The organism is Rhodococcus sp. P3_B8, assembly GCF_056402775.1.
In genome coordinates, this window is the sequence record NZ_JBFUGT010000070.1 from 1 (window position 1) to 22551 (window position 22551).

At 69.5% G+C, this 22551-nt stretch carries 18 protein-coding genes and 2 pseudogenes; 5 read left to right on the forward strand and 15 right to left on the reverse strand.

Going from position 1 to position 22551, the window contains the following annotated elements; genetic code table 11:
* The 15 genes and pseudogenes from AC1D1G_RS21570 to AC1D1G_RS21640 all read right to left on the reverse strand — a co-directional run.
* Nucleotides 1–974: pseudogene (locus tag AC1D1G_RS21570) on the reverse strand (cation-translocating P-type ATPase); the annotation flags it as partial.
* A gap of 5 nt (nucleotides 975–979) precedes the next feature.
* Nucleotides 980–1267, reverse strand: a complete 288-nt coding sequence (locus AC1D1G_RS21575) for a hypothetical protein (protein WP_005252344.1) — start codon at nucleotides 1265–1267, stop codon at nucleotides 980–982.
* Between the two features lie 120 nt (nucleotides 1268–1387).
* On the reverse strand, nucleotides 1388–2185 hold the full coding sequence (locus AC1D1G_RS21580; protein ID WP_283352631.1) for a hypothetical protein: 798 nt from the start codon (nucleotides 2183–2185) through the stop codon (nucleotides 1388–1390).
* 126 nt (nucleotides 2186–2311) lie between these two features.
* Nucleotides 2312–4045 (reverse strand): dihydroxyacetone kinase subunit DhaL, encoded by a 1734-nt coding sequence (dhaL, locus tag AC1D1G_RS21585; RefSeq protein WP_477953611.1) that lies wholly within the window; start codon nucleotides 4043–4045, stop codon nucleotides 2312–2314.
* 9 nt (nucleotides 4046–4054) lie between these two features.
* Nucleotides 4055–6001 (reverse strand): FAD-dependent monooxygenase, encoded by a 1947-nt coding sequence (locus tag AC1D1G_RS21590; protein WP_477953612.1) that lies wholly within the window; start codon nucleotides 5999–6001, stop codon nucleotides 4055–4057.
* Between the two features lies 1 nt (nucleotide 6002).
* Nucleotides 6003–7316, reverse strand: a complete 1314-nt coding sequence (locus AC1D1G_RS21595; RefSeq protein ID WP_477953613.1) for an MFS transporter — start codon at nucleotides 7314–7316, stop codon at nucleotides 6003–6005.
* A 136-nt stretch (nucleotides 7317–7452) separates the two neighbouring features.
* Nucleotides 7453–8364 carry a LysR substrate-binding domain-containing protein gene (locus tag AC1D1G_RS21600; RefSeq protein WP_477953615.1) on the reverse strand — a complete coding sequence of 304 codons (912 nt, stop codon included), beginning with the start codon at nucleotides 8362–8364 and terminating at the stop codon, nucleotides 7453–7455.
* Between the two features lie 22 nt (nucleotides 8365–8386).
* The gene (locus AC1D1G_RS21605; RefSeq protein ID WP_477953616.1) at nucleotides 8387–9214 is read right to left on the reverse strand and encodes a sugar phosphate isomerase/epimerase family protein; all 828 of its coding nucleotides are present in this window, start codon (nucleotides 9212–9214) and stop codon (nucleotides 8387–8389) included.
* On the reverse strand, nucleotides 9211–10935 hold the full coding sequence (locus AC1D1G_RS21610) for an FAD-dependent oxidoreductase (RefSeq protein WP_477953617.1): 1725 nt from the start codon (nucleotides 10933–10935) through the stop codon (nucleotides 9211–9213). Before AC1D1G_RS21610 ends, AC1D1G_RS21605 begins: the two co-directional genes overlap by 4 nt.
* On the reverse strand, nucleotides 10932–12029 hold the full coding sequence (locus tag AC1D1G_RS21615; RefSeq protein ID WP_477953618.1) for a Gfo/Idh/MocA family protein: 1098 nt from the start codon (nucleotides 12027–12029) through the stop codon (nucleotides 10932–10934). The genes AC1D1G_RS21610 and AC1D1G_RS21615 overlap by 4 nt, the downstream gene beginning before the upstream one ends.
* Complete coding sequence (locus AC1D1G_RS21620; RefSeq protein WP_477953619.1) at nucleotides 12029–12826, reverse strand: aldo/keto reductase; 798 nt, start codon at nucleotides 12824–12826, stop codon at nucleotides 12029–12031. The genes AC1D1G_RS21615 and AC1D1G_RS21620 overlap by 1 nt, the downstream gene beginning before the upstream one ends.
* Complete coding sequence (locus AC1D1G_RS21625; RefSeq protein ID WP_477953620.1) at nucleotides 12823–14772, reverse strand: oxidoreductase; 1950 nt, start codon at nucleotides 14770–14772, stop codon at nucleotides 12823–12825. The genes AC1D1G_RS21620 and AC1D1G_RS21625 overlap by 4 nt, the downstream gene beginning before the upstream one ends.
* Complete coding sequence (locus AC1D1G_RS21630; protein WP_477953621.1) at nucleotides 14769–15671, reverse strand: shikimate dehydrogenase; 903 nt, start codon at nucleotides 15669–15671, stop codon at nucleotides 14769–14771. The genes AC1D1G_RS21625 and AC1D1G_RS21630 overlap by 4 nt, the downstream gene beginning before the upstream one ends.
* Before the next feature lie 31 nt (nucleotides 15672–15702).
* The gene (locus AC1D1G_RS21635; RefSeq protein ID WP_477953623.1) at nucleotides 15703–17067 is read right to left on the reverse strand and encodes an MFS transporter; all 1365 of its coding nucleotides are present in this window, start codon (nucleotides 17065–17067) and stop codon (nucleotides 15703–15705) included.
* Between the two features lie 152 nt (nucleotides 17068–17219).
* Nucleotides 17220–18113, reverse strand: coding sequence for a LysR family transcriptional regulator (locus AC1D1G_RS21640; RefSeq protein WP_477953624.1), 894 nt, complete (start codon nucleotides 18111–18113; stop codon nucleotides 17220–17222).
* Between the two features lie 134 nt (nucleotides 18114–18247).
* Between AC1D1G_RS21640 and AC1D1G_RS21645 the strand changes: the two genes are divergently transcribed.
* The 5 genes and pseudogenes from AC1D1G_RS21645 to AC1D1G_RS21665 all read left to right on the forward strand — a co-directional run bounded on the left by AC1D1G_RS21645 (nucleotide 18248) and on the right by AC1D1G_RS21665 (nucleotide 22550).
* Nucleotides 18248–18940 (forward strand): SDR family NAD(P)-dependent oxidoreductase, encoded by a 693-nt coding sequence (locus tag AC1D1G_RS21645; RefSeq protein ID WP_280782135.1) that lies wholly within the window; start codon nucleotides 18248–18250, stop codon nucleotides 18938–18940.
* A gap of 12 nt (nucleotides 18941–18952) precedes the next feature.
* Nucleotides 18953–19132: pseudogene (locus AC1D1G_RS21650) on the forward strand (aldehyde dehydrogenase family protein); the annotation flags it as partial.
* A 427-nt stretch (nucleotides 19133–19559) separates the two neighbouring features.
* Nucleotides 19560–20921: an RraA family protein gene (locus AC1D1G_RS21655; protein ID WP_477953626.1), complete on the forward strand. Its 1362-nt coding sequence runs from the start codon at nucleotides 19560–19562 to the stop codon at nucleotides 20919–20921.
* Nucleotides 20918–22255 carry a TRAP transporter large permease subunit gene (locus AC1D1G_RS21660; protein ID WP_005250744.1) on the forward strand — a complete coding sequence of 446 codons (1338 nt, stop codon included), beginning with the start codon at nucleotides 20918–20920 and terminating at the stop codon, nucleotides 22253–22255. The genes AC1D1G_RS21655 and AC1D1G_RS21660 overlap by 4 nt, the downstream gene beginning before the upstream one ends.
* Before the next feature lie 19 nt (nucleotides 22256–22274).
* Entirely contained in the window at nucleotides 22275–22550 is a 276-nt protein-coding gene (locus AC1D1G_RS21665; protein WP_005560578.1) for a hypothetical protein, read from the forward strand.
* The last annotated feature ends 1 nt before the right edge of the window (nucleotide 22551 follow it).

The following is a 22551-nucleotide window of genomic DNA, read 5'->3' on the forward strand; positions in this document are numbered from 1 at the left end:
GTGCGCGCCGCCTTCGGCGCGGCGACCAGGGCCGCGTCCGCGGCGCCTGCGACGCTTCGGGTCGCCGCTCCCACCGCGGTCGCGCCCACCCACTGCGCGATCGCCGCCCGGTCCACGTCCCGCTCCACCGGTCCCGATGCGCCGCGCGGGCGGGCGGGGCGCTCCGCGTCGTCCGCGGGGTCCCGGGCCAGTTCGGGTTCGCGGCGGTGCCACACCCGCCGGCCCGACCACGCCTCCGCCGTGATCGCCGACCGCAATGCCACGTCCACGGCGAGTGACGCAGGTGCCCGCCGCAGCACGTCGCCGACGGCCTGAGCGGTGGCGAGCAGCAGTTCGGCGGCGTCCGGCCCGAGCCGGTCCTCGACCATGCTGCGCAATCGGGGTTGATAGTTGACGAACGTGACGGCGGCGGCTGGCACCGCCGCCGGCAGGGCCGGCATCGGAAGCAGGCGAACGCCGGCGGCCGCGACCAGGCCCGTCGTGACGGCGGCCAGTGCGAGCGCGCGTTCGGCGAGTGCGACGTCGTCGCCGGGAAGTTCTCCGGGCCGGTCGCGGACGGCACCGCGGGCGATCGGTCGCGCGACATCCTCCGCGCCCGCGACCACGGCACACAGCGCGGMCACCGACGGTCCGTGCTCGTCGACCGTCACCACCAGCCGGGACAGCGCGCGGTTGAGTTCGGCTCCCGCCACACCGGCGGTTTCCCGGACGGCGCCGAGAACGGTCGCGGCCACGTCGTCCCCGCGAGGTCCGTCGAGTCCGCGGACCTCGATCCAGGCACGGCCGCGTCCGGAACTCGTGCGGCGGGCCGGGGTTCCCCCGAGCACCTCGGTGGCGATCTGCGTCGCAGTCCGTGCGGTGGTCGCCATCAGATCGGCAGCGACCGTGCCCCCGTAGGACACCACCCCGAGTCCGACACCGGCGCCGCGCACCGGCAGGGATGCGGCGGCACGGACGTATCGACCGAGTCCCACGGCAGCTACTGCCTGGAACCCGCGCCGAACTGCCGCAGCACGAGCGCCGCCCCGCCCACGGTGACCAGCACCGGCCACTCGACCAGTCCGGCCGCGCCGACGGCGGCCAAGGTCAGCGCGGCGGCAGGCGTCGAATGACTCCCGCTCTCCATGCCGGACCGGACCCCGCTCGCCGCTCCGCGCACTCCGCCGACCACACCACCGATCGCGGCCCCTCCGACCGCGCCGACCGCACTGGTCGTCGCGTTCGCAGCACCTGACACTGCGTGCACTGTGCCATCGACGATTCGCATGATGAGCTCCCATCGGCCGTGGCCACAACCGCCGATGCACGGCGGATCATGTCTGCGGTACCCACCTCAGGGTATTCTCAACCGCCGCGCGCCGGAACAGTTTCAGGGAACTCTCAGCTGCTATCGGATACTGTTCTGCCCCATAGGAATTCGATCACCCTGTTCGGTGCGCCAGAATTCCCAGCCGTCGTGGGTTTCGATGTCTCCGCTGATGTGACTGGCAACAGCGGTCGCCGCCGTCGTGGGGTCGGGGAACCGGCGGCCCTGCATCGGACCACGCATGATCTCCAGAGTCTGGGTGTCGGGGTCGAACCGTCCGACCAACCGATATCCCTCGAAGTCGGCCACGACCTCGAGGCGGGTATCGATCAATTCCTCCAACGCCGCCGTCGCCTTGGCCGGCTTCTTCCGGGCCGAAGCGCGGGCGTCGGCGTCGGCGCGCAACGTCGCCGCCGTCGTCGCGCGTTGCGCGTCGCTGTACCGGCTGGGGTCTTTCTCCCCCGCCAACCCGAGCAAGTCCCAGCGCCCGCGACCGTGCGCGATCCGGCTCAGCGGGATCGCGTGATGTCCGGTCCGCGTGCGGCCGGGGGTGTCCATCATCCACAGATCCACCTCGGCGCGGATGTCGTCGGCAACCTCGGACGAGGGCACGACGAAGAACTCCTCCGGCGAACTCGCGAGATCCACGAACACCCAGAACTGCGAGCCGGTGTCGTCGTCGTCGAGCGATTCGTCCTGTTTGCGGGCCTGCCAGTCGCCGCTGAGCTTGGAGCGCACCCGCACGATGCAGCTCGTGCCGTCGTCGCCCCAGACCTGGACGGGGTTACGTCGCGAGTGGGTGAGCCGGACGGCTTTGCCGCCCCGTTCCACGACGTCGGCGATGAAAGCCTGGATTCCCCGGCTGGCGGTGTCTTCCACTGTCTACGTGTCCGTCCCTGATTCTGCGTCCCGTACGCAGGTGGAGAGAGGTGTGGCGACGGGTTTGCACAGCACGACTCGGGGGTTCTTCTCCTCACCTTACGTGCCGAGCCCCGCGCGCGGTGACTACCCGACCGTGCGGGCCGCTTCCGCGGCCTCGGCGAAGAACCACGACAGCACCAGTGCACCGGGGTCCACGACGCCGCGCGCCGCCTCACCGATGTAACTGGCCCGGCCGCGCCGCGCGGTGATGTCCGCGGTGGCCTCGGCACCGCGGGCGGCGGCGTCCGCGGCCTCGGCCAGACCCTCGGCCGGCCCCTTCCCGGCCGCGCCGGCCGATTCGAGGGCGGCGACGGCGGGGGCGATGGCGTCGATCATCGTCTTGTCTCCGGGTTGCGCCCCGCCGAGTTCCTGGATCGTGTCGAGGCCTGCTCGTGCCGCGGCGGCGATCGCCTTCGTGTCCAGTCCGTGCGGTGCGTCGGCGRCCACCCGGTAGAACTGCCGGAACCAGATACCGAACAGCGCGCCGGACGTGCCACCCGCGTGACCGAGGTAGGCGTCGGACAGTGATTCGAACACCGTCGCCGGGGAGTAGCGGTCGCGGATCCCGGGAACGTCGACGTGGTCGAGGGCGGCCACCATGTTGGTGCCGAAGTCCCCGTCGCCCGCGCGGCGATCGAGATCGGTGAGGTTCGGTTCCTCGGCGAGCACCTTCTCCACGAACGCGCCGATCCACGCACCCACCGCCGCCCGGCCCAGCGCGTCGGCGGTGCCGGGCACCTCCGCCTCGTCCTCGCGGGAGGCGACGTTCGACCGGAACCGCACCTCGGATTCGTCTGCGATGCCGCGGAATTCCCCGGCCGGGGCGTTGGTCCATCCCGGTGCGGCGGTCGGTGCGTCCCACAGGTCGAGGAGCTGGTCGTCGCAGCGCACCAGCGTGATGGACGCGCCGTCCATGTCGAGGKCGGTGACGAAGCTGCCGACCAGCGAGCGACGGATCACCACACCCCGCTCCGCGAGGTGGTCGGCGAGCTCACCGAACAGCAGTTGCAGCTCCAGCGGATGGGCCGCTCCGAGCCCGTTGACGAGCGCGATCACCGGCTCCCCCCGCTCCACGCCGAGGGAGGCGAGCACGGGGTCGGTGAGCCGGCGGACCAGTTCGGCCGCCCCCATCGCGTCGACCCGTTCGGTTCCACGTTCGCCGTGAATGCCGATCCCGAGTTCGATCTGCCCCTCCGGGAGGTCGAACGACGGCGAGTCCGCCCCCGGAACGGTGCACGCGCTGAGCGCGACCGCCATGCTGCGGGAATTCCGGGCGGTGCGCCGCCCGAACTCCGCGACGGTGGCGAGGTCGTCGCCGCGTTCGGCCGAAGCGCCGCAGATCTTCTCGACCGCGATCGTGGCCGCGGTGCCGCGACGTCCGGGCCCGTCCTCCCGTTCGGAGGCGACGTCGTCGTCGACGAGGACGTGCTCGACCGTGATGCCGTCCTCCGCCGCCAGTTCGCCGGCGATGCGGAAGTTGAGGACGTCGCCGGTGTAGTTCTTCACGATGTGCACGACTCCGCCGCCCGCGTCCACGGCCCGGGTCGCGGCCCGCACCTGCAGCGCGTTGGGCGAACTGAAGATCAGGCCGGGGCAGGCTCCGGTGAGCATGCCCCGGCCGACGAACCCGGCGTGCAGCGGTTCGTGCCCGGACCCGCCGCCCGACAGCAACGCGACCTGCCCGGACGGCAACGGTTCCCGCCGTGTGAGATATCCCGGTTCCGGATGCCATTCGAGATCGTCGGTGGTGGCGACGGCCCCGCGGAGCGCGTCGACGACGAAGGACTTGGGCGAGTTCAGGAACTGTGGGTGCGCCATGCTCCCAGGCTAAGCGTCCGCATGTGAGTGCCGCGGAGTGCCGGAGCACACTTTGCCACTCACGTGGGAGGCGGCGGCCAGCGCTTCCTCGAACTCCCGCAGGCCCGATTGCGATCCGAGTAGGAGCGCGAGCCGGGTCAGGAATCCCTCGCGGTCCGATTCGTCCGCCTGGTCGAGCGCCTCGGACAGTCCCATCCACACGTTCTCGCGCAGCAGTTCGTCCGGTGTCGCCGTCGTCTCCGTGTGCGCGGGGACGACGCCCAGCGTGGGGGCGGTTGCCGTTTTCAGGTGGTCGTGGACGTTGCCGAGCAGCGACAGGTCGCGGACCCGGCACAGGACGAGTCCGTCCGGGCGGATCACGAAGCACTCACCCGCGGACGCGCCGAGAGCCGTCGGCAGCGCACCGTCGGGGTCGTCGAGGACGGTCAGGTCGGCCGCCGCGGCCACCGCCGCACCCGGTGCCGGGACGACGACCGCCCGCACCGATTCGGGCGACAGCGCCATCGTGAGCGCGGATGCGTGTGCGGCGATCATCCGGGCACCGGCCGCGTCGACTCCGACACCGAGGAGCGCGAAACCCGTTCCCCGGACCCGGTTCAGCGACGACTCCACCGACCCTTCGGCGGTGACGACGCGGACGCGCCGGTCCTCCATCGGATCCCCGGGCAGCACGCCGGTCGTCCCCTCGGCCACCGGCCACGTGAGCGGCGACAGGTGCGCGTGCGTCGCACTCGACTGCCGCGGATTGATGAGGTGACCGAACTCCGGACGGGTCGTGGCCAGCGCCAGCACCGCGTCGCGGGTGGTGCGGTAGCCGTGGCTGCCGGGCGACATGATGAGCGTCGACTTGCCCGCGTTGTCGACGTTCTGCCGCCAGGCGGCGCGCCGCTCGGACGAATATGCCTGCAGGAGAGACCCGTCTGCGGTCCCGTGGACGACGGCGGCCAGGGTCCAGGCCAGGGTCTCGGCGTCCTCCATGCCGGAGTTCAGCCCGCGGACGCCGAAGATCGGCACCAGGTGGGCGGCGTCGCCGGCGAACAGGATGCGACCGTGCGTGAAGTCTTCCAGCGCGAGCGCGTGCGCGCGGTAGAAGCCGTGCCATTCGAGGGTCCACGGCACGTCGTTCTCGAGCCAGTCGAGGTGCCGGGTGATCCGGTCGCGGATGCGGTCTTCCTGCGTCTCGAGTTCGGCGTCGTCGGAACTGTCGAGTTGGTAGTCGATGCGCCAGATGTCGCGGGGTTGCTGATGCATGATGATCGTCGAGCCGGGGTTGCTCGGCGGGTCGAACCACACCATCCGCTCGGCGGGCAGCGTCGATTCCCAGTGGATGTCGGCGATCACGTAATTGCCCTGATAGCTGTTTCCCTGCAACCGGATTCCCGCGAGTTCGCGCATCCGGCTGCGACCGCCGTCGGCGGCCACCACCCAGCGCGTGCGGAGTCGGCGAGCACCGAACGCGGTGTCGACGTCGAGCGTCACGTCCTCGTCCGACCGCAGCACCCCGGCGACGCTCGACGACCAGTGGAACGTGATCAGCGGGTGCGCGAGCAGTGTGTCGGTCATGATCTGTTCGATCTCGGACTGCGACACGTTGACCATGGGCCCGCGGACGTCGTGTTCGCCGTGCGCCATCTGGAAGTGCAGCACCTGCTCGTCGCGGTAGAAGCTGCGCCCACCCACCCAGGGGAGCACGATTTTCTCGAGTTCCGGGCCGAAACCGAGCCGGGCGGCCACCTCGAGGCTGTGCCGGGAGATACAAATGGCCCGGCTGCCGAACGACACCTGGTCGGCGGCCTCGAGCACGGTGACGGGGATGCCGCGCTGCGCGAGGCCGAGCGCGACGCCCATGCCGACCGGTCCCGCGCCCACGACGACGACGGGCAGGGCCTCGTCGGTTGCACCGGTCGACGCGAACTCCGTCGCCGGGTACTTCTGTGGCTGAAAGTAGGTGGACATGTCAGGCGGCCTCCGCTTCCCGGCGCTTGGTGTTGGTTTCCGGCAACAGCAGGATCGAGACGAGACTGACCACGGCGATCACCACGAAGTAGGCGGTGACGGCCGTCGAGGTGCCGAACGCTTCGAACAGCCACGTCGCCATGAACGGTGCGAGCCCGCCGCCGAGGATGGCGCCGATCTGGTAGCCGAGAGACGCACCGCTGTAGCGGATGTGGGCGGGGAAGAGTTCCGCGAACAGTGCCGACTGCGGCCCCGCGGTGGTGCCGAGGACCGCCGCCATCACGATCATCGCGAGCAGCATGACGGGGATCGACGCCGTGTCGATGAGCGGGAAGAACACCGCGGCCACGATCACGAGCGCGATCGAACTCCACGTGTACACGCGGCGCCGGCCGAGCACGTCCGACTTCCAGGCCGACACGGCCATGCCCGCCATCCAGACCGGGCACGCGACGATCAGCAGTGTGAGCATCGTGGCGCGGCTGTAGCCGAGTTCCTTGGTGCCGTACGTCAGGACGTACACCATGAACACGTAGGCGATGCCGTTGGTCGCAATGAACGTGCCCGCCGCGAGCAGGACCGTCCGCCAGTTGCGGGTCAGCACCTCGACGATCGGCATCTTCACGATCGTGTCGCTCTCCTTGGCCTCCGCGAACGCCGGGGACTCGAAGACGCCGAGGCGAATCCACATCGCGACGCCGACGAGCACGGCGCTCATCAGGAACGGCACCCGCCAGCCCCACGTCTGGAACGCGTCGTCGGACAGCAACTGGGTGACGGCGAGGAACACGACGTTCGCCATGATCACTCCGGCCGGGACACCCATCTGCGGTGCCGCGCCGTACAGTCCGCGCTTGCCTTCCGGGGCGTGTTCGGTGGCCATGAGCACCGCACCGCCCCATTCGCCGCCGACGCCGATGCCCTGGACGAACCGCAACGCCACCAGCAGGATGGGTGCGGCCACCCCGATGGCCTCGAAGTTCGGGAGCAGGCCGATGCCGACAGTCGCGGCGCCCATCATGGTCAGCGACAGCACCAGCATCGACTTGCGCCCGATGCGGTCACCGAAGTGGCCCATGACGACACCGCCGATCGGGCGGGCGATGAATCCGACCGCGAACGTGGCGAATGCGGCGAGGGTTCCGGCGAACGTCGACGCGCCGGGGAAGAACTGCGGTCCGATCACCAGGGCTGCGGCGGTGCCGTAGATGAAGAAGTCGTACCACTCGATCGCGGTACCGACGAAGCTCGACAGGACTGCCCTGCGCGCTTCCTTGTGAGACACCGGCCGTGTCGCCTCGGTGATTGCCGTCATCGTCTGCCTTCCCGGTTCTGCTGCGCGCATACTCATCGCGCTACCGGAAAACAATGACCCGACTCACATACATCTGAAAAGCGGGACTATCCCCGCATGAATTGCAGAAAAACCGTGGAAGGCACGAATGCGCAGCTCAGGGCGTGACGAACCGGATGAATGCTCGCGCGACCCGGCTCAGCGTCGCCTCCTGATGCCATGCCACGACCACGGCCACCGACGCCGGTTTCGGTTCGGCGATCGGTTTCACGACGACGGGCAGACCCTCGTACGTGACGTCGACCAGGGGTCGTTGCAACAGCAGCGTCCACCCCAGGCCGCGTCCGACGAAGGCCCGCGCCGTCTCGAAGTTCGCGGTCCGGTACGCCACCCGGGGCGCGAAACCGGCCTCCCGGCAGACGTCCATCGCATGGTTGGTGCTCGGTGGCGCGTCCAGCAGCACCATCGGGTGCTCGGCCAGATCCACGAGCCGCACCGGCCCGTCGACTCCCGCCAGCGGATGCTCCGCCCCGAACACCACCATCGGCTCCCGGGTCATGAGCGGCACGGTCTGCCACTCCGGGGACAGGTCCAGGTCGTAGACGATGGCGACGTCCAGTTCGCCGCCTTCGAGCTGCGTCCGCAACCGGTTCTGCGTGTCTTCCCGGAACTCCACGGACGCCCGCGGGTACTCGGCTGTGAACGCGTACAACATCGACGGCAGGATCGTCGGGCCGAGCGCGGGGTAGCAGCCGACGGCGATCGGCCCCGCGACGACACCGCCCTCCCCGGACGCGTCGGACTGCAACTCCCCCGCCTGCTGCAACAGGGCACGCGCCCGCGATAGCACCGCCTCCCCCGTCGGGGTCAGCTGCACACCGCGGGCCCGCCGGCGCACACACAATTGCGCCTTCAGTGCCTTCTCCAGGTCCGTCACCGCCGCGGACAGCGCCGACTGCGACAGGTGCATCCGCTCGGCCGCACCACTGATCGTTCCGGTCTCCGCGACCGCCACGAACGCCGCCAGCTGGCGCATCGTGTACACGGGGACGGTGTCGGGGCGGGGCATGCAAGAACGGTAGCCCGGACCTTCAGCGTCCGGTTGCCACCGGAACCTGCGCGAGCACCTCCCGGGTGGCGGCGACCAGCCGCGCGAGCCACGCGTCCGTGCCGGCGGCCCGCCGGAGCGGCTCGTTGGGGAGTTCGATGCTCACCGGGAGACCCGCAGGCAACGTCGACCAGATGTCGGCGAGCGGGATGCCGCCCGACCCCGGAACGAGGCGCTCCTCGCGGGCCTGACGGATCAGTTCGGCGTCGTCCGTGGGCGCGGGCACCGAGCCGTCGCACATCTGGGCGTAGTGCAGCCATGCCCGCGGGATCGCCGCCAGGTCGTCGAGCGTGGTGCTCGACCGTCCGGCGTGCAGCCCGTCCACGAGCACGCTGCGCGCCGGCCCGTCGGCCTGCGACACGATCTCGACCGCGGTGGTCGCGTCGGGCACGGCCGTCCACGGCATGAACTCGAGGCTCGCGACGATGCCGTACTGCGCGCACAGTTCCGCCAGCCGGGCGTAGGAGTCGGTGAGCCGGGCGCGGTCGCGGTCGTCGCCGCCGACGAGCACGGCCTTCGCACCGAGGCGTGCGCCCGCCTCGAGCAGCGGAACGTACGACTTCGGGTCGAAATCGGCTCCCAGCCGGATGATTTCGAGGTCGAACACCTCTATCGGCGAATCGTCGAGACGACGGATCAGCGCGTCGAGGGCGGCGTCGTCCTCGTGCAGCGGGTAGGCGGTGGTGCCGGGCGCGGCGGGCAGCAGCCGGATGCCAATGGTGTCGAAGCCGTGCTTCTCGGCGAGGTCCACCTGCTGCAGCGGCGCGGTGTCGAGCACGGTGAGTGCGGCGAGGCCGAGTGGGGCGGTCATCGCTGATCTCCTGTCGTCGAGGCGAGGCGGCGACCGGTGAGGTAGCCGAAGGTCATKGCCGGGCCGAGGTTGATGCCGCCGGACGGGTAGTGGCCGCCCATGACGCTGGACTGGTCGACCCCGACGGCGAACAACCCGTCGATCGGCTGGTCGTCGTCGTTCAGCACCCGGGACGTCGCGTCGGTGACCAGACCGGCGAACGTGCCGAAGCTGCCGGGCACCACCTTGACCGCGTAGAACGGGCCCTCCTCGAGCGGTGCGAGGGAGGCGTTGGGCCATAGATTGTCGGCGTCCCCGGACCCGATGGTGAACGGCGTGGTGCCACGACCGAACTCGGGGTCGACGCCGTCGCGGGCGCCCTCGTTGAACGCTGCGACCGTCTTCTCCAGGCCGTCGGGGTCGACGCCGATCTTCTCGGCCAGCTCGCGCACCGTGCGGCCGCGGGTGAGGTAGCCGGACTTCAGGTACGGCCACGTGGGGATCGGCAGCGGCTTGGCCATGCCGAGCGGGAAGTACCGCAGGTACCGCTGGTCGGCGATCAACCAGGAGCAGACCTCGTCGCCGTCGGGGACCTGGTCGACCATCGCAAGAGTGTAGTCGTGGTAGCCGAGGGCCTCGTTGACGAAGCGGCGGCCGTCGGCGAGAACGCCGATGGCGCCGGGCTTTCCGCGATCGAGGATGTGCGGGAACACGCCCTCCTTGCCGTTGCGGTATCGGATGATCGACACCGGGCAATACGCCACCGGCGATGCGACCGAGCGGTCGAGTCGGCCGCCGACCGACTCGCCGAGGGTGATGCCGTCGCCTGTGGTCGTGGACGGGGTGAGGGTCCAGTGCTCACGGCCCGTGGGTGTGCGGGGGAAGAGTTCGCGGCGCCGGTCGACGTCGCGACTGAAGCCGCCCGTCGCGAGGACGACTCCGCGGCGGGCGGACACGGAGTAGGCCCCGTCCGGGCCCTCCAGCCGGACACCGGTGACGGTGCCCGCGGAATCGGTGGTGAGCGCGGTGGCGGCCGTGCTCACGCGGATCTCGACGCCGGCGTCGAGCGCCGACCGCAGCAGCCGGCCGACGAGTGCGGTGCCGTTGACTAGTTGCTGGCCGCGGCGTGTGGTGGCGAGGTCGAGCAGGTGCGTGGACACCCTGCGGGCACAGTGCACGAACGCCTTTGCCGAACGCGTCGAGTGCAGGAATGCCTGCAGGTCCGGGCCGGCCATGATGCCCATGCCGAGGAACGAGGTCTCGTAGAGCTGCCGTCGGAGCAGCGCCGCGACGTCGGGGCCGAGTTTCCGCAGGCTCGCCGGCTTCGGCCCGACGGAGCGGTGCCCCGTGCCCGCTCCCGGTGTGTCGCCGTGGATGTCGGCGATCTTCGCGCCCGGAACGAACTGCAGCGCCGTCTTCGTCTCGAAGAACTCCACCATCTCGGGTGCTCCGTCGAGCAGGGCGTCGACCTTGGCGGCGTCGAAGTTCTCGCCGAGTCGGTGCGCGAGATAGGTGCGCGGCAGCGAGCGGTCCTCGTTCACGCCGTCCGCCTGCGCGAACAGGTTCCGCGGCGCCCACATCCAGCCGCCGGACCATGCCGTCGCGCCGCCGCACGTATCCGCCTTCTCGACGACGAGGACGGAGGCGCCCCCGTCGGCTGCGGCGACGGCGGAGGACAGACCGCCCGCTCCGGAGCCGATGACGACGACGTCATAGGTGGCGGTGGTGTGTTCGGGGGTCATAGCGTCTCCTGAGCGGATGTTGTTGCGAAAGTCGTTGCGGGCGTGAGGTCGACCACCCGGCCGGTGCGCGAGGACTCGTAGATCGCCGCGATGATCGCCAGCGAGGCGCGCGCGTCGCGTCCGGTGACGGCGGGGTCGCGACCGGCCAGGACGGCGTCCGCGAAGTCCTGCACCTGGAGTGTGTGGAAGTCGGCGAGTCCGGCGTTGACTTCCGTGACGTCGAGATTGGCACGGACGCCGGGTGTGAACGGGGTGCGGAACTCGACTTCTCCGGGGACCGTCCAGATCTCGTTGACGCCCTCCCGGCCCTCCGGGAACTCGAGGACGCTCGCAATCGCACCGGTCTGCCCGATCACGGTGACCCGGTTGCCGAGGTTGTGGTTGGCGCCGGTGGTCGCGGTGACGGTCGCCGTGCCGCCCGACGCGAACGAGACGACGGCGGACGCACTGTCCTCGGTCTCGATGTGGTCGCCGTGCGTGTGGGTGCGGATGAAGCCGCTTACCGAGACGGCCTCACCCATGAACCATTGGAGCATGTCGATCTGGTGGACGGCCTGTGTCATCAGGACTCCGCCGCCGTCGGTGTCCCACCGTCCGCGCCACTCGTCGGCGGAGTAGTAGGACGACGGGCGGTGCAGGAGCACCGACGCCTCACCGAGTACCGGAACGCCGATCCGGCCGTCGTCGATGGCCGTCCTGATGCGTTTCGCGGCCGGCCAGAACCGGCGCTGGAACAGCACACCGAACGTGATGGCGGCGCGGTCGGCGGCCGCGATCATCCGGTCTGCCGCGGCGACGTCGACCGCGATCGGCTTCTCGCACAGCACGTGGATCCCGGCCTCGGCGGCCGCGACGACCACCTGCTCGTGCACCGGATGCGGGGTGCAGACGGTGCACGCATCGAGGCCGAGGGCGATCAACTCCTCCACCGAACCGACGGCCCGCGCGATACCGTGTGCGTCCGCGAACTCGCGGGCGCGGTCGACGTCGGGGTCGCAGCAGCCGACCACGTCGACGCCGGGCACCTGCTGCAGGGCCCGCGCGTGGTTGCCGGCGATCTTTCCGCAGCCGACGATGCCGATACGTAGTGCCATCAGTAGTGCTCCTCCGTTTCGACGTCCCGGGCCGCGGATTCGCCGCGGTCGAGACGGTTCAGGGCGTCGACGTCCGCGGCGGTGAGCCGCACGTCGAGGGCGGCCAGGTTCTCGGCCTGGCGGGCGGGATTCGCGGATCTCGCGATCGGCACGACACCCTGCGCGAAGTGCCAGGCCAGGACCACCTGCGCGGGGGTGCGGTCGAGGCGCCGGGCGATGTCGGTGACCGTGGGTGAGCCGAGAACCTCGCCGCGGCCCAGTGGGCTCCACGACTGCGTGAACACGCCGAGTTCGTCGTCGGCGCGCCGGACCGGCAGCCGGGCGAGCGACGGGTCCATCTGGATCTGGTTGACCGCGGGCGCTTCTCCGGTCTCGGCGACGACGCGACGCAGGTGCTTCTCCAGGAAATTGGAGACGCCGACGTAGCGGACGAGGCCGGCGTCGCGGCACGCGAGCATCGCGTCGAACGCCGCCACGTACCGGTCGTGGCGTGGCAGCGGCCAGTGGATGAGGAACAGGTCGAGCCGATCGAGTCCCAGAGTCTTCAGGCTGCGCTCGACCGCGCCGCGGATGTCACCCGACACGTGATCGCTCCCACGCAGTTTCGTGGTGACGAACAGCTCCTCGCGGGGCAGTCCGCACTCCGCGAGCGCAACCCCCACGGCGTCCTCGTTGTCGTAGACCGTGGCGGTGTCGACGAGCCGGTAGCCGGCCTCGATGCCGGACAGCACGGCCCGGGTGGCGTCCGGGCCGGTCAGTGGCCAGGTCCCCAGACCGAGGGGCGGAATGTCCATCATGCGCTGACCTCCTCGCGCGCATCGGCGGCCGCGGTGATCTTCGCGGCGACGTCGGCTGCGGTGACGAGAGCGGCGTGGATCGAGCCGCCGTCGCCACTCGCGTCACCGACCGTGTGGACGCCGAGTCGCAGTGCCAGCGACCGCACTGCGGCGAGCAGGTCGGTGCGCGGTTCGACACCGTGCGAGATCAGCAGTTCGCCGGGGGCGTCGACCACCCGCTCTTCTCCGGCGGTCGAGATCACCACCCGGTCTTCCTCGATCCGAGTCACGATCGACGACAGGTGGGTGGTGAGGTTCGCACTCGCCGCGAGCCGCGGCAGCAGCACGATCTTTCCGCGCCGGCCGACGTCGTGGGCGATCGTCTCCTGCGGGCCGATCATGACCACCTTCGTGCCGTGCTGGAGCAGGTCGTCGGCGACCGCGGCCGCTTCCCGGTCGGCGCCGAAGATCGTGATCGCCTCGGGTGCCGGGTCTCCGGATTCCAGGAACTCGCGAACGTCGCGGACCCTCCGGGTGTCGGCCCCGGGGAGGTCGACCTCGGGTCCGCGGCCGCCCGTCGCGAGCACGACGGCGTCGAAGTCGAGTTCCGCCAGTGCGGCGGCGTCGACCCGCGTGCCGGTGTGGCAGGTGATGTCGAGGTCGGCGATCTCGCCGAGGTACCAGTCGACGATCCGTGAGTACTCGGGGTACTCGTGCAGTCGCGAGGCCAGCGCGAAATCGCCACCGAGACTGCCACGTTCGTCGTACAGGTCGACGCGGTGCCCGGCGAGCGCGAGGTCGCGGGCGGCCGCCATCCCCGACGGGCCACCGCCGACAACGGCGACACGCACCGCCACGTCCGCCGGTTTCGACGGCTGCTCGAGTTCGCGGCCCACCCACGGATTGACCGAGCACGGAACGGGTCCGGCGGCGAGGCTGTCGATGCAGTAGTTGCAGGCGATGCAGGGCCGGTACCGGCCGCCGTCCAGCGCGCGGTTCGGGAAGTCCGGGTCGGCGTGCAGGGTGCGGGCCATGCTGACGAAGTCGGCCTGCCCCGATTCGATGATCTGCGCCGCGACCTCGGGTGAGTTGATCCGGCCTGCGACCCCGACGGGGAGGTCGAAGTCCCGCGTGTACTGCTCGGAGTACGGGGCGAGGAGGCCGCGGGGCCACTCGCCGGGTTGGATGATCCACTGCCCGGCTTCGTAGTTGCCGGCGGAGACGTCGAGGAAGTCGAGCCGGTCGGTGTCGATCGCGTCGATCCGGGCGCGGGTCGTCTCGGCGTCGAGACCGCCGTCGACGGCCTCGAACGCCGAGAACCGCAGTCCGAGAGCGATACCCGGTGCCATCGTGCGCACGGCGTCGATCACCTTGTTGACGAACAGCGTCGGGTCGGCCCACTCGTCGTCGCGGTGGTTGTACGCCGGCGAGAGGAACTGGTGGATGAGGTAGCCGTGACCGCCGTGCAGCGAGATCACGTCGACCCCGGCCCGCTGACAGCGCGCGGCGGCCTCACCGAAGCATTCGATGATGTGCTCGATGTCGTCGCCGTCGAGTTGCTCGGGCATTTCGCCGCCGACCACCGCGCACGGGATCGGCGACGGTGCGACGGGGACGAATCCGCTGACGGAACCCTGCGCGGTGCGGCCGCCGTGATTGAGTTCGACGCCGGCGAGCGCACCCTGCGCGTGGATCGCCGCGGCCATCTTCGCGATGCCCGGGATGCGTTCGTCGACGTCCACGCCCATCTGCCGGATACGGCCCTTGCCGTCGGCCCGCACGTAGCTGGCCTCGGTGAAGACGAGAGCGGCACCGCCCGCCGCACGGCGCTCGAGGTACGCGACGTAGTCGTCGGTCATCGTGCCGTCGACCTCGCAGTAGTTGCGCTCCATCGGCGCGGACACGAAGCGGTTGCGCAGTCGCACGTTACCCAGGTCGAGTGGTGCGGCGAACGGACGCGCGGTCATCGGGACTCCTCGAGAGCGGTCGGGGCGCACTGATCGGCGAGCAGTTCGCCCAGGTGACGTCGCATGCGGTCGGGGTCGGGCGTGACTCCGGTGAGGAGGGCGAACGTGTCGGCCGCCTGAGCGACGAGCATCTGACCGCCGTCGAGCACGTCGCAGCCGAGAGCGGTTGCTGCCGTAACGAGTTCGGTCCGCAGCGGGCGGTAGACGATGTCGGCGACCCACAGTCCGGGATGGAGCGCGTCGGTGTCGAACGGCGTTCCCGGATGTCCGACCATGCCGATCGGAGAGGCGTTGACGACGCCGTCGCAGTGCTCCAGGTTCGCTTCGATCGCGTCGAGGGGGATGGCCGTGACTCGTGTCTGCGGGAACGCCGCCGCGAGGCGCGCGCAGACGTCCGCGGCACGGGCCGGGTCGAGGTCGGCGACCCGCAGGTCCGTCACCCCGGCGGCGGCGAGCGCGTAGGCGACGGCCRAACCGGCACCGCCCGCACCGGCGAGGACGACGCGGCCGAGCCTGGCATCGGGCAGTCCCCGGCGCAGCGCCGCGAGGAATCCGCTGTGGTCGGTGTTGTGACCGATCAACCGCCCGTCGCGGACGACGACGGTGTTGACGGCACCGAGAAGTCGCGCGTTGTCGGATAATTCGTCGAGGGAGTCGACGACCACCTGCTTGCACGGGTGGGTGATGTTGAGTCCGGTGCAACCGGCTGCGACGGCCTGCCGCAGCGTGTCGCCGGAGTCGTCGACGGGGATGCCCTCCGCCGCGACGTCGATCAGGTCGTAGCGGTAGTCGGTCAGGCCGAGGGCGGCGGCCTCGTGTTCGTGCAGCGCCGGCGACAGGGACGTGGCGATCCCTGCCCCGACGAGGCGGATCCGGTGCCGGGTGGATACGGGGTGCATGACAATCTCCTGCAGTGAAGGGCGGGGCCGGTCAGGCGTCGTTGCGGACGAGCGTCTGGTGCCGGGCGCCGACCGTCGTCGTGCCGGGTTCGCCGAGCTGCTCGGTGGGGGTGCGGTAGGTCTCGGGACCGGTGAGTGCGGCGACCGACGACAGCAGCGCGAAGCCCAGGCACATCCAGGCGACCGGGGTCCAGTTCGCGGTGTCTCCCGCCGACAGCCACTGCGCGATGGCCGGGGTGAAGCCGGCGACCAACAGTCCGAGCATGAGGCTCACGGCCATTCCGGTGTACCGGACCTTGGCGGGGAACTGCTCGGGGAAGTACGCCGGGTACACGCCGTTGGGCATCGCATAGAACAGGCCGATCAGGACGATGCCTGCCGCGAACACCATCGGCGCGCTGCCGGTTCCGATCGCGTGGAAGAACACGAACACCATGCCCGCGGCGCCGACGGCGCCCGTCACGAACACCGGTTTGCGGCCGATCCGGTCGGCGAGCATTCCGAACAGCGGCTGGGTGAGGACCGCGACGAAGTTGGCGGTGGCGATGGCCCACAGCATCGTGGAGCGTTCGAGCCCGGCGACCTGCACGGCGTAGGCCAGCGCGAAGACGTTGACGATGGTGTTGATCATCGCGAACGTCGCGCTGAGGCTGATGCGGATCACGGTGCGCCAGTGCGAGCGGAACATCTCGACGACGGGGATGCCCGCCGTGTCGTCGTGTTCCTTCAGCTCTTCGAAGACCTCCGGCTCGTCGAGCTTGCGACGCAGCCAGACCGCAACACCCGTCACGACGATGCTGAGCAGGAAGGGCACACGCCAGCCCCACGAGTAGAGCGCGTCGTCCGGCAGCGCGGCCACGGGAATGAACACCAGGCTCGAGATGACGATGCCGAACATGATGCCGCTCATGGTGAACGAGGTGTAGAACGAACGACGGTGGTCCGGTGCGTGTTCGAGCGTCAGCGCGGACGATCCTGGCGATTCGCCGCCGGCGGACAGGCCCTGCAGCAATCGCAGGAGCACCAGGATGATGGGCGCGGCGATACCGATCTGGTCGTATGTGGGCAGGCAGCCGACGACCACGGTCGCGATACCCATGAGCAGGAGGCACGCCAGCAGCGAATTCTTGCGCCCGTATCGATCCCCGAGATGTCCCCACAGCACTGCGCCGAGTGGACGCGCGATGTACGCCACGCCGAGCGTGCCGATCGACAGCAGGGTCGCCGTGGCTCCTCCGCCCGGGAAGAAGATTCGCGGGAAGACCAGCGCTGCCGCGGATCCGTAGATGAAGAAGTCGTAGTACTCCAGCGTGCTTCCGAGGAATCCCGAGACGGCGGCCCGGCGGGCGTTCTCGTTCGGTTGTCCCCCGGTGTCGCGAGTGGAAGTGCTTGCCATGGTGTTCCTTTCGTCCCAAGGATCCGGTGCGCCGCGAGGCTTCCTTCGGAGGTGATCCACCTCACACGAAGTTCCGGACCGTGACGAGCGTGTCATGGCGAACTATGCGCAGTCCAGCGCAAAAAAAGTCTTAGATATAGACCGAAAATGTCCTAATCGGGAGTCGGGAGAATGTCCTCCGAGACCGCGAGGGCCACCCGGAGCGCGTCGGAGACCCGACGCGGTGACCAGGCGAGTCCGTGGTTCATGTAGATCGGCTCGCCGGTGAGCGGCACGAACACCGTGCCCGGGGGCGTGAGCGCGGCAATGCCCGACGTCATGAGCGCCACGCCGACACCCGTCGCCACCAGCATCAGGATCATGTACGGATCGGTGATCTCCTGCACCACGCGGGGACGGAACCCCGCATCGACGCAGGCCCGCATCGCGACCTCCTGCAATGCCGAACCGGCCGACAGCGGTGTCGTGACGAAGCCGTCTTCGGCCAGGTCGCGCAGATCGATCTCCGGCTCGGACGCGAGCGGGTGGTCCGCCGGGAGCACGGCCCCGAACGGCTCGCGGCGGATCAACCGGGTGGACACCGAGGCCGTCTCGACGGGAAGGCCGACGAACGCGAGATCGAGTGCACCACTGTCCAGTTGAGTGATGGCGTCACGGGTCATGATGCGCCCGACGAGGGTGAGTTCGATGTCGGGGTAGCACTGACGGAGCGCGCGGGTGAGCGGGGGCAGGGACAGGTGATTGAGCACGCCCGTGAAGCCGATCTTGATGCGGCCGTACACGCCCCCGGCGGACGCACGGGTGGCCTGCCGCGCGATGTCGACGCTCTCGAGAATCCGGTACGCGTGCGGCAGGAACGTGTGGCCGGCCGACGTCAGGGCGACACTGCGGGTGCTCCGCTCGAACAACGGCACGCCGATGTCCTTCTCGAGTTTGCGCACCGTCTGACTCAGCGGCGACTGGGCCATCTGGAGTCGCGCCGCGGCCCTGCCGAAATGCAGTTCTTCGGCGACGGCGACGAACGCTTGCAGCCAGCGAATCTCCATCGGGTTCCCTTCGGCGAGTTTGACGAGTGTTGCTCAGCCCATATATTCCAATTCATACACAGTGTGAAACGGATCATACCGATTTCGCACATAGAACAAGACTACTGCGCACACAGTCGCGAGGAGAAAACACCATGTCCACGTATCCCGAGGGCGCCACCGCGCTCGTCACCGGCGGCGCGAGCGGAATCGGCGCGGCGTGCGCGAAACGCCTCGCCGACGCCGGGGTCCGCGTCGTCACCGCCGACGTCGCCACGGGGGCCGACGAGCACCTCGACGTCACCGACGCCGACGCCGTCGAGAAACTCGCCGCCCGGCTCGGCCGTGTCGACATCCTCGTCAACAGCGCCGGCGTCGTGGGACCGTCCGCTCCCCTGGTGGACGTCGATCTCGAGGACTGGCGCCGCACGTTCCGGATCAACGTCGACGGGACATTCCTCCTCTGCCGCGCGTTCGTGCCGGCCATGACCGGCGCCGGCTGGGGGCGGGTCGTGAATCTGGCGAGCATCGCGGCGAAGGACGGGAATCCCAACCAGAGCGCCTACTCGGCGTCGAAGGCCGCCGTGATCGCGCTGACGAAATCGCTCGGCAAGGAGGTCGCGAAGACCGGTGTCCTGGCCAACGTGGTGGCACCCGCCGCGGTGGAGAGCCCGATGAATGCCGGCACCGACCCGGCGATCCTCGCGCGGTCGCAGAGCCTGACCCCGATGGCCCGGATGGGACGGCCCGAAGAGATCGCCGAACTCGTCGCATGGCTGTGCTCGGAAGCGCTCAGCTTCTCGACCGGCGCCGTCTACGACGCCAGCGGTGGCCGGGCGTCGTACTAGCGCGACACTCGCTCCAGCCAGTTCGGCAATGGCACCGCCATCTTCACCAACGACGACGGCGGCGCCGCCCGACAGTTCCAGAACGAGGTCGAGGTCGGCACGGTCGGCATCGACGTCCCCGTCCCCACCGCGTACCACTCCTTCGGTGGCTGGAAGAACCCCCTCTTCGGCGACACCCACTCCCACGCAACCGGTTTGGCGCCAACCGGTGTGATCGCTTCGGTGCTCGCGTCCCCGCCGCCGTTGCTCACGATGACGAACTCCGAGGTGGCGCCCGCATGCACCTCGGCGTGGTCACCCACATTCACATGCGTGCGACTTCCAGGATTTTCGGTCCTCCCCTGTCTCTCCGCGCGCACGAATTCCCGGTCAGCCTCGATTCTCGTGCCCCGGCCCGTGCAAATCCTCGTTGCTGTGCGAATCGCGAACCCACTCGACGGTAGATGCGAACCTGCACGTCAGCACGCCGAATAGGCGCGGGGTCCTGAGCCGTCCGCGCGTGCGGTGGTCACTTTCGCGATCATTCCCTCTCACATCTCGATGCCTTGACAACGGCGATGCAGTGTGACCACCATTACTGCATCATGTGATAGAGGTTATCACAGTATGAGAGGAAATTATGAAGGTTGCGATCCTCGGCTTGGGTGAAGCCGGAAGTCTCTACTCGTCGGGATTCCTCGCGAAGGGCTGGGAGGTGACCGGGTTCGACCCGGCCGACACCGCCACTCCCGCGGGAGTGCTGCGCTTCGACGACGTCGCCGACACCGTGCGGGGTGCGGATCTGGTGCTGAGTCTGACCAGCGCGAAGGTGGCGGTGCGGGCGGCGCTCGACGCCGCACCGCATCTGTCGGCCGGCATTTGCTACGCGGACATGAATGCCGCGCCGGCCGAGATCAAGGCGCAGGTCGCCGACGTGGTCGGCGCGGCAGGCGCTGCGTTCGCCGATGTCGCGGTGGTCGGGTCCGTCCCCGCCCACGGGGCGCGTACCGCTCTGGTGGTCAGTGGCGACGGATCGACCGCGGCGGCCGCCTATTTCGAGGCACTCGGCGCCGCGGTCGAGGACATCTCCGGCGCGCCCGGGGACGCGTCGAACCGCAAGCTGCTGCGCAGCGCGTTCATGAAGGGCCTCGGCGCGTTGATCGTCGAATCGGTCGATGCCGGGATCGCTGCCGACGCCGAGCAATGGGTGCGTGCGCAGATCGCCGGTGAGCTGTCCGGCAGCTTCTCGGCCCTGGACCGGCTGCGGGACGGCACCCGCAAGCACGCCGCCCGACGCTCGGTGGAGGCGGCCGCCTCGGTCGAGCTCCTCGACATCCTTGGGGTCCGCCCCGTCCTCGCGTCCGCGACGGTCGAGGTGCACCGCACCCTCGCCGATGCGAATGGACGCGCCACCGACGAGTTGCTCGAGGCCTACGCCGGGCTCCCGGTCGCCAACATCGGCGACGCCCGCCAGCGCATGGGCATGGTCGATTCGGGTATCCATGCCATGTGGAAGGGTGCACGGATCGTCGGCCGTGCCCGCACGGTGTGGACCCGGGCCGGCGACAACAAGGCGCTGCACGAGGCGCTGGCGAAGGTGCAGCCTGGTGAGGTGATTGTCATCAACGGACAGGGCGACCAGAACCGGGCCTTGATGGGTGAGTTGATCGCCGAACGCGCCCGCTCCCGCGGCTGCGTCGGCATGATCATCGACGGCGCCGCCCGCGACATCGATGTCCTGCAGGAGATCGGATTCGGTGTGTGGGCCCGCGCGGTGAACCCGTCCGGCCCCTACAAGGACGGCCCCGGCAAGATCGACGTCCCGGTCGCGGTCGGCGGTGTCGTCTGCGCACCCGGCGATCTGGTCGTCGCGGACGACGACGGCGTCATCATCATCCCGGCGGCCGAAGCGTTCACCAGCCTTGCGGGTGGCCGGGCGGTCGAAGCCGACGAGGCGCAGCGTCGCGCCGCGATCATCGCCGCCCGTAAGGTCGCGGCATGATTGCCATCTGGGCGTTGCTGGCGTTCATCGCGTCCATCGTCTTCTGGAATGCGGTGCTCAAACGCAACATCGGTGAGGCGATGATCGTCGGGTTCGTCGTCGTCGGGGCCTTCGCCGGCCGTGACGCCCCGAAGTACATGTGGGAGGGATTCGTCAATTCGATGCAGGAGGAAGTGACCTTCGCCGGGCTGGCGTTCATCTTCATGAGCTTCATCCTCGCGAAGACCCCGGTGCTGGACCGGCTCATCGACATCCTCAACTCGTTCCTCGGCCGCCTGCGCGGCGGCCCGATCTACACGTCCACCGTCGCCGGCGGCATGTTCGGTGCCATCGCGCATGTCGGTGCCTCGGTCACCGCCGCGGTCGGCTCGGTCACCGTGCCGTGGATGAAACGCTCCGGCGTGAGCGGCGAACTGTCCGCGACGGTGGTCGCCGGCTGCGCGGGCATGGGCGTGACGTTCCCGTTCAGTGCGACCATGTTCATCCTGGTCGGGTCGAGCACCGTCACCGGGATGATGGCCGCGGACGACATCATCGTTCCGCTCGCCATCGCCGGCCTCTGGTGCCTCGGCTACCGGCTGGTGCTGAGCTACTACCTGGTCCGCAAGAACGGCCTGCAGCCGATCGCCCCGGAGGACCGGATCCCGGTCAAGCGGAGCCTGCGGGTCGGGTGGACCTCGCTGTTGCTGTTCGTCCCGATCCTGATCCCGCTGCTGCTCACCCGCGGTCCGATCGCCGCACCCATCGCGCACTACACCGACCTGGTGATGTCGAGTGCTCTGAGCCTGATCACCTGGATCCCCGTCCTGATGATCCTGCTGGTGCTCTTCCTCGGGCGCCGGCACCTGCCCAAAACCAGCACGGGCTGGTGGAAAGTCCTCGGCGACGCCGCCCCCCAGTTCGGCGTCATCGGTATCACCATCGTTGCCGCGTTCTCCGCGTCGGCGGTGCTCGCCAAGCTGAAACTGCCTCAGCAGCTGACCGCGATGCTCGAAAGCCTCAGCGCACCGTCCTGGCTGATGGCGATCCTCGTCGGGATCATCATCGTCATCATCGCGATCCCGCTGACCGCCTCTGCCACCATGGCCTCGGTCGGCCCCGTCGCCGTCGCCGCCCTGGTCGGCACCGGTATCGCCGCCCCCGTCGCCGCGGCCGCCGTCTTGGTCTTCGCGTCCACCGAGGGCGCCTCCCCGCCCTCGGGCGCTCCCATCTACGTCGCCTCCGGTATCGCCCGGATCGACCCGTCGAAGATCTTCATGCCACTCCTGAAGTACTACTGCATTCCCATCCTCGGCATCGGGGTACTGATCGCCCTCGGCCTCCTCCCCGTCTAATCCCGCGACAGGACACGTCATGTTCCAGAAAAGCTTCTCTACCCTCTTCCGCATCAGCGTCGTCGCGTTCCTGCTCGGCGGACTGGCGATCGTGCTCGGCCAATCCGTCGGACTGATCCTCGGAGACGGCGTCGTCGTCACCCACGTCGAGGAACTGCTCGCCCCTTACGCCTACGGTGCCGCAGGCATCGCCGGACTGCTCGCCTTCGTCTTGTCGTACTTCCACCACGGCGGAGAGGAGGACGCCCTCGGAAACGAGGACTCTCCCGCCCGCACCGCCGAACACGTCGGATGAC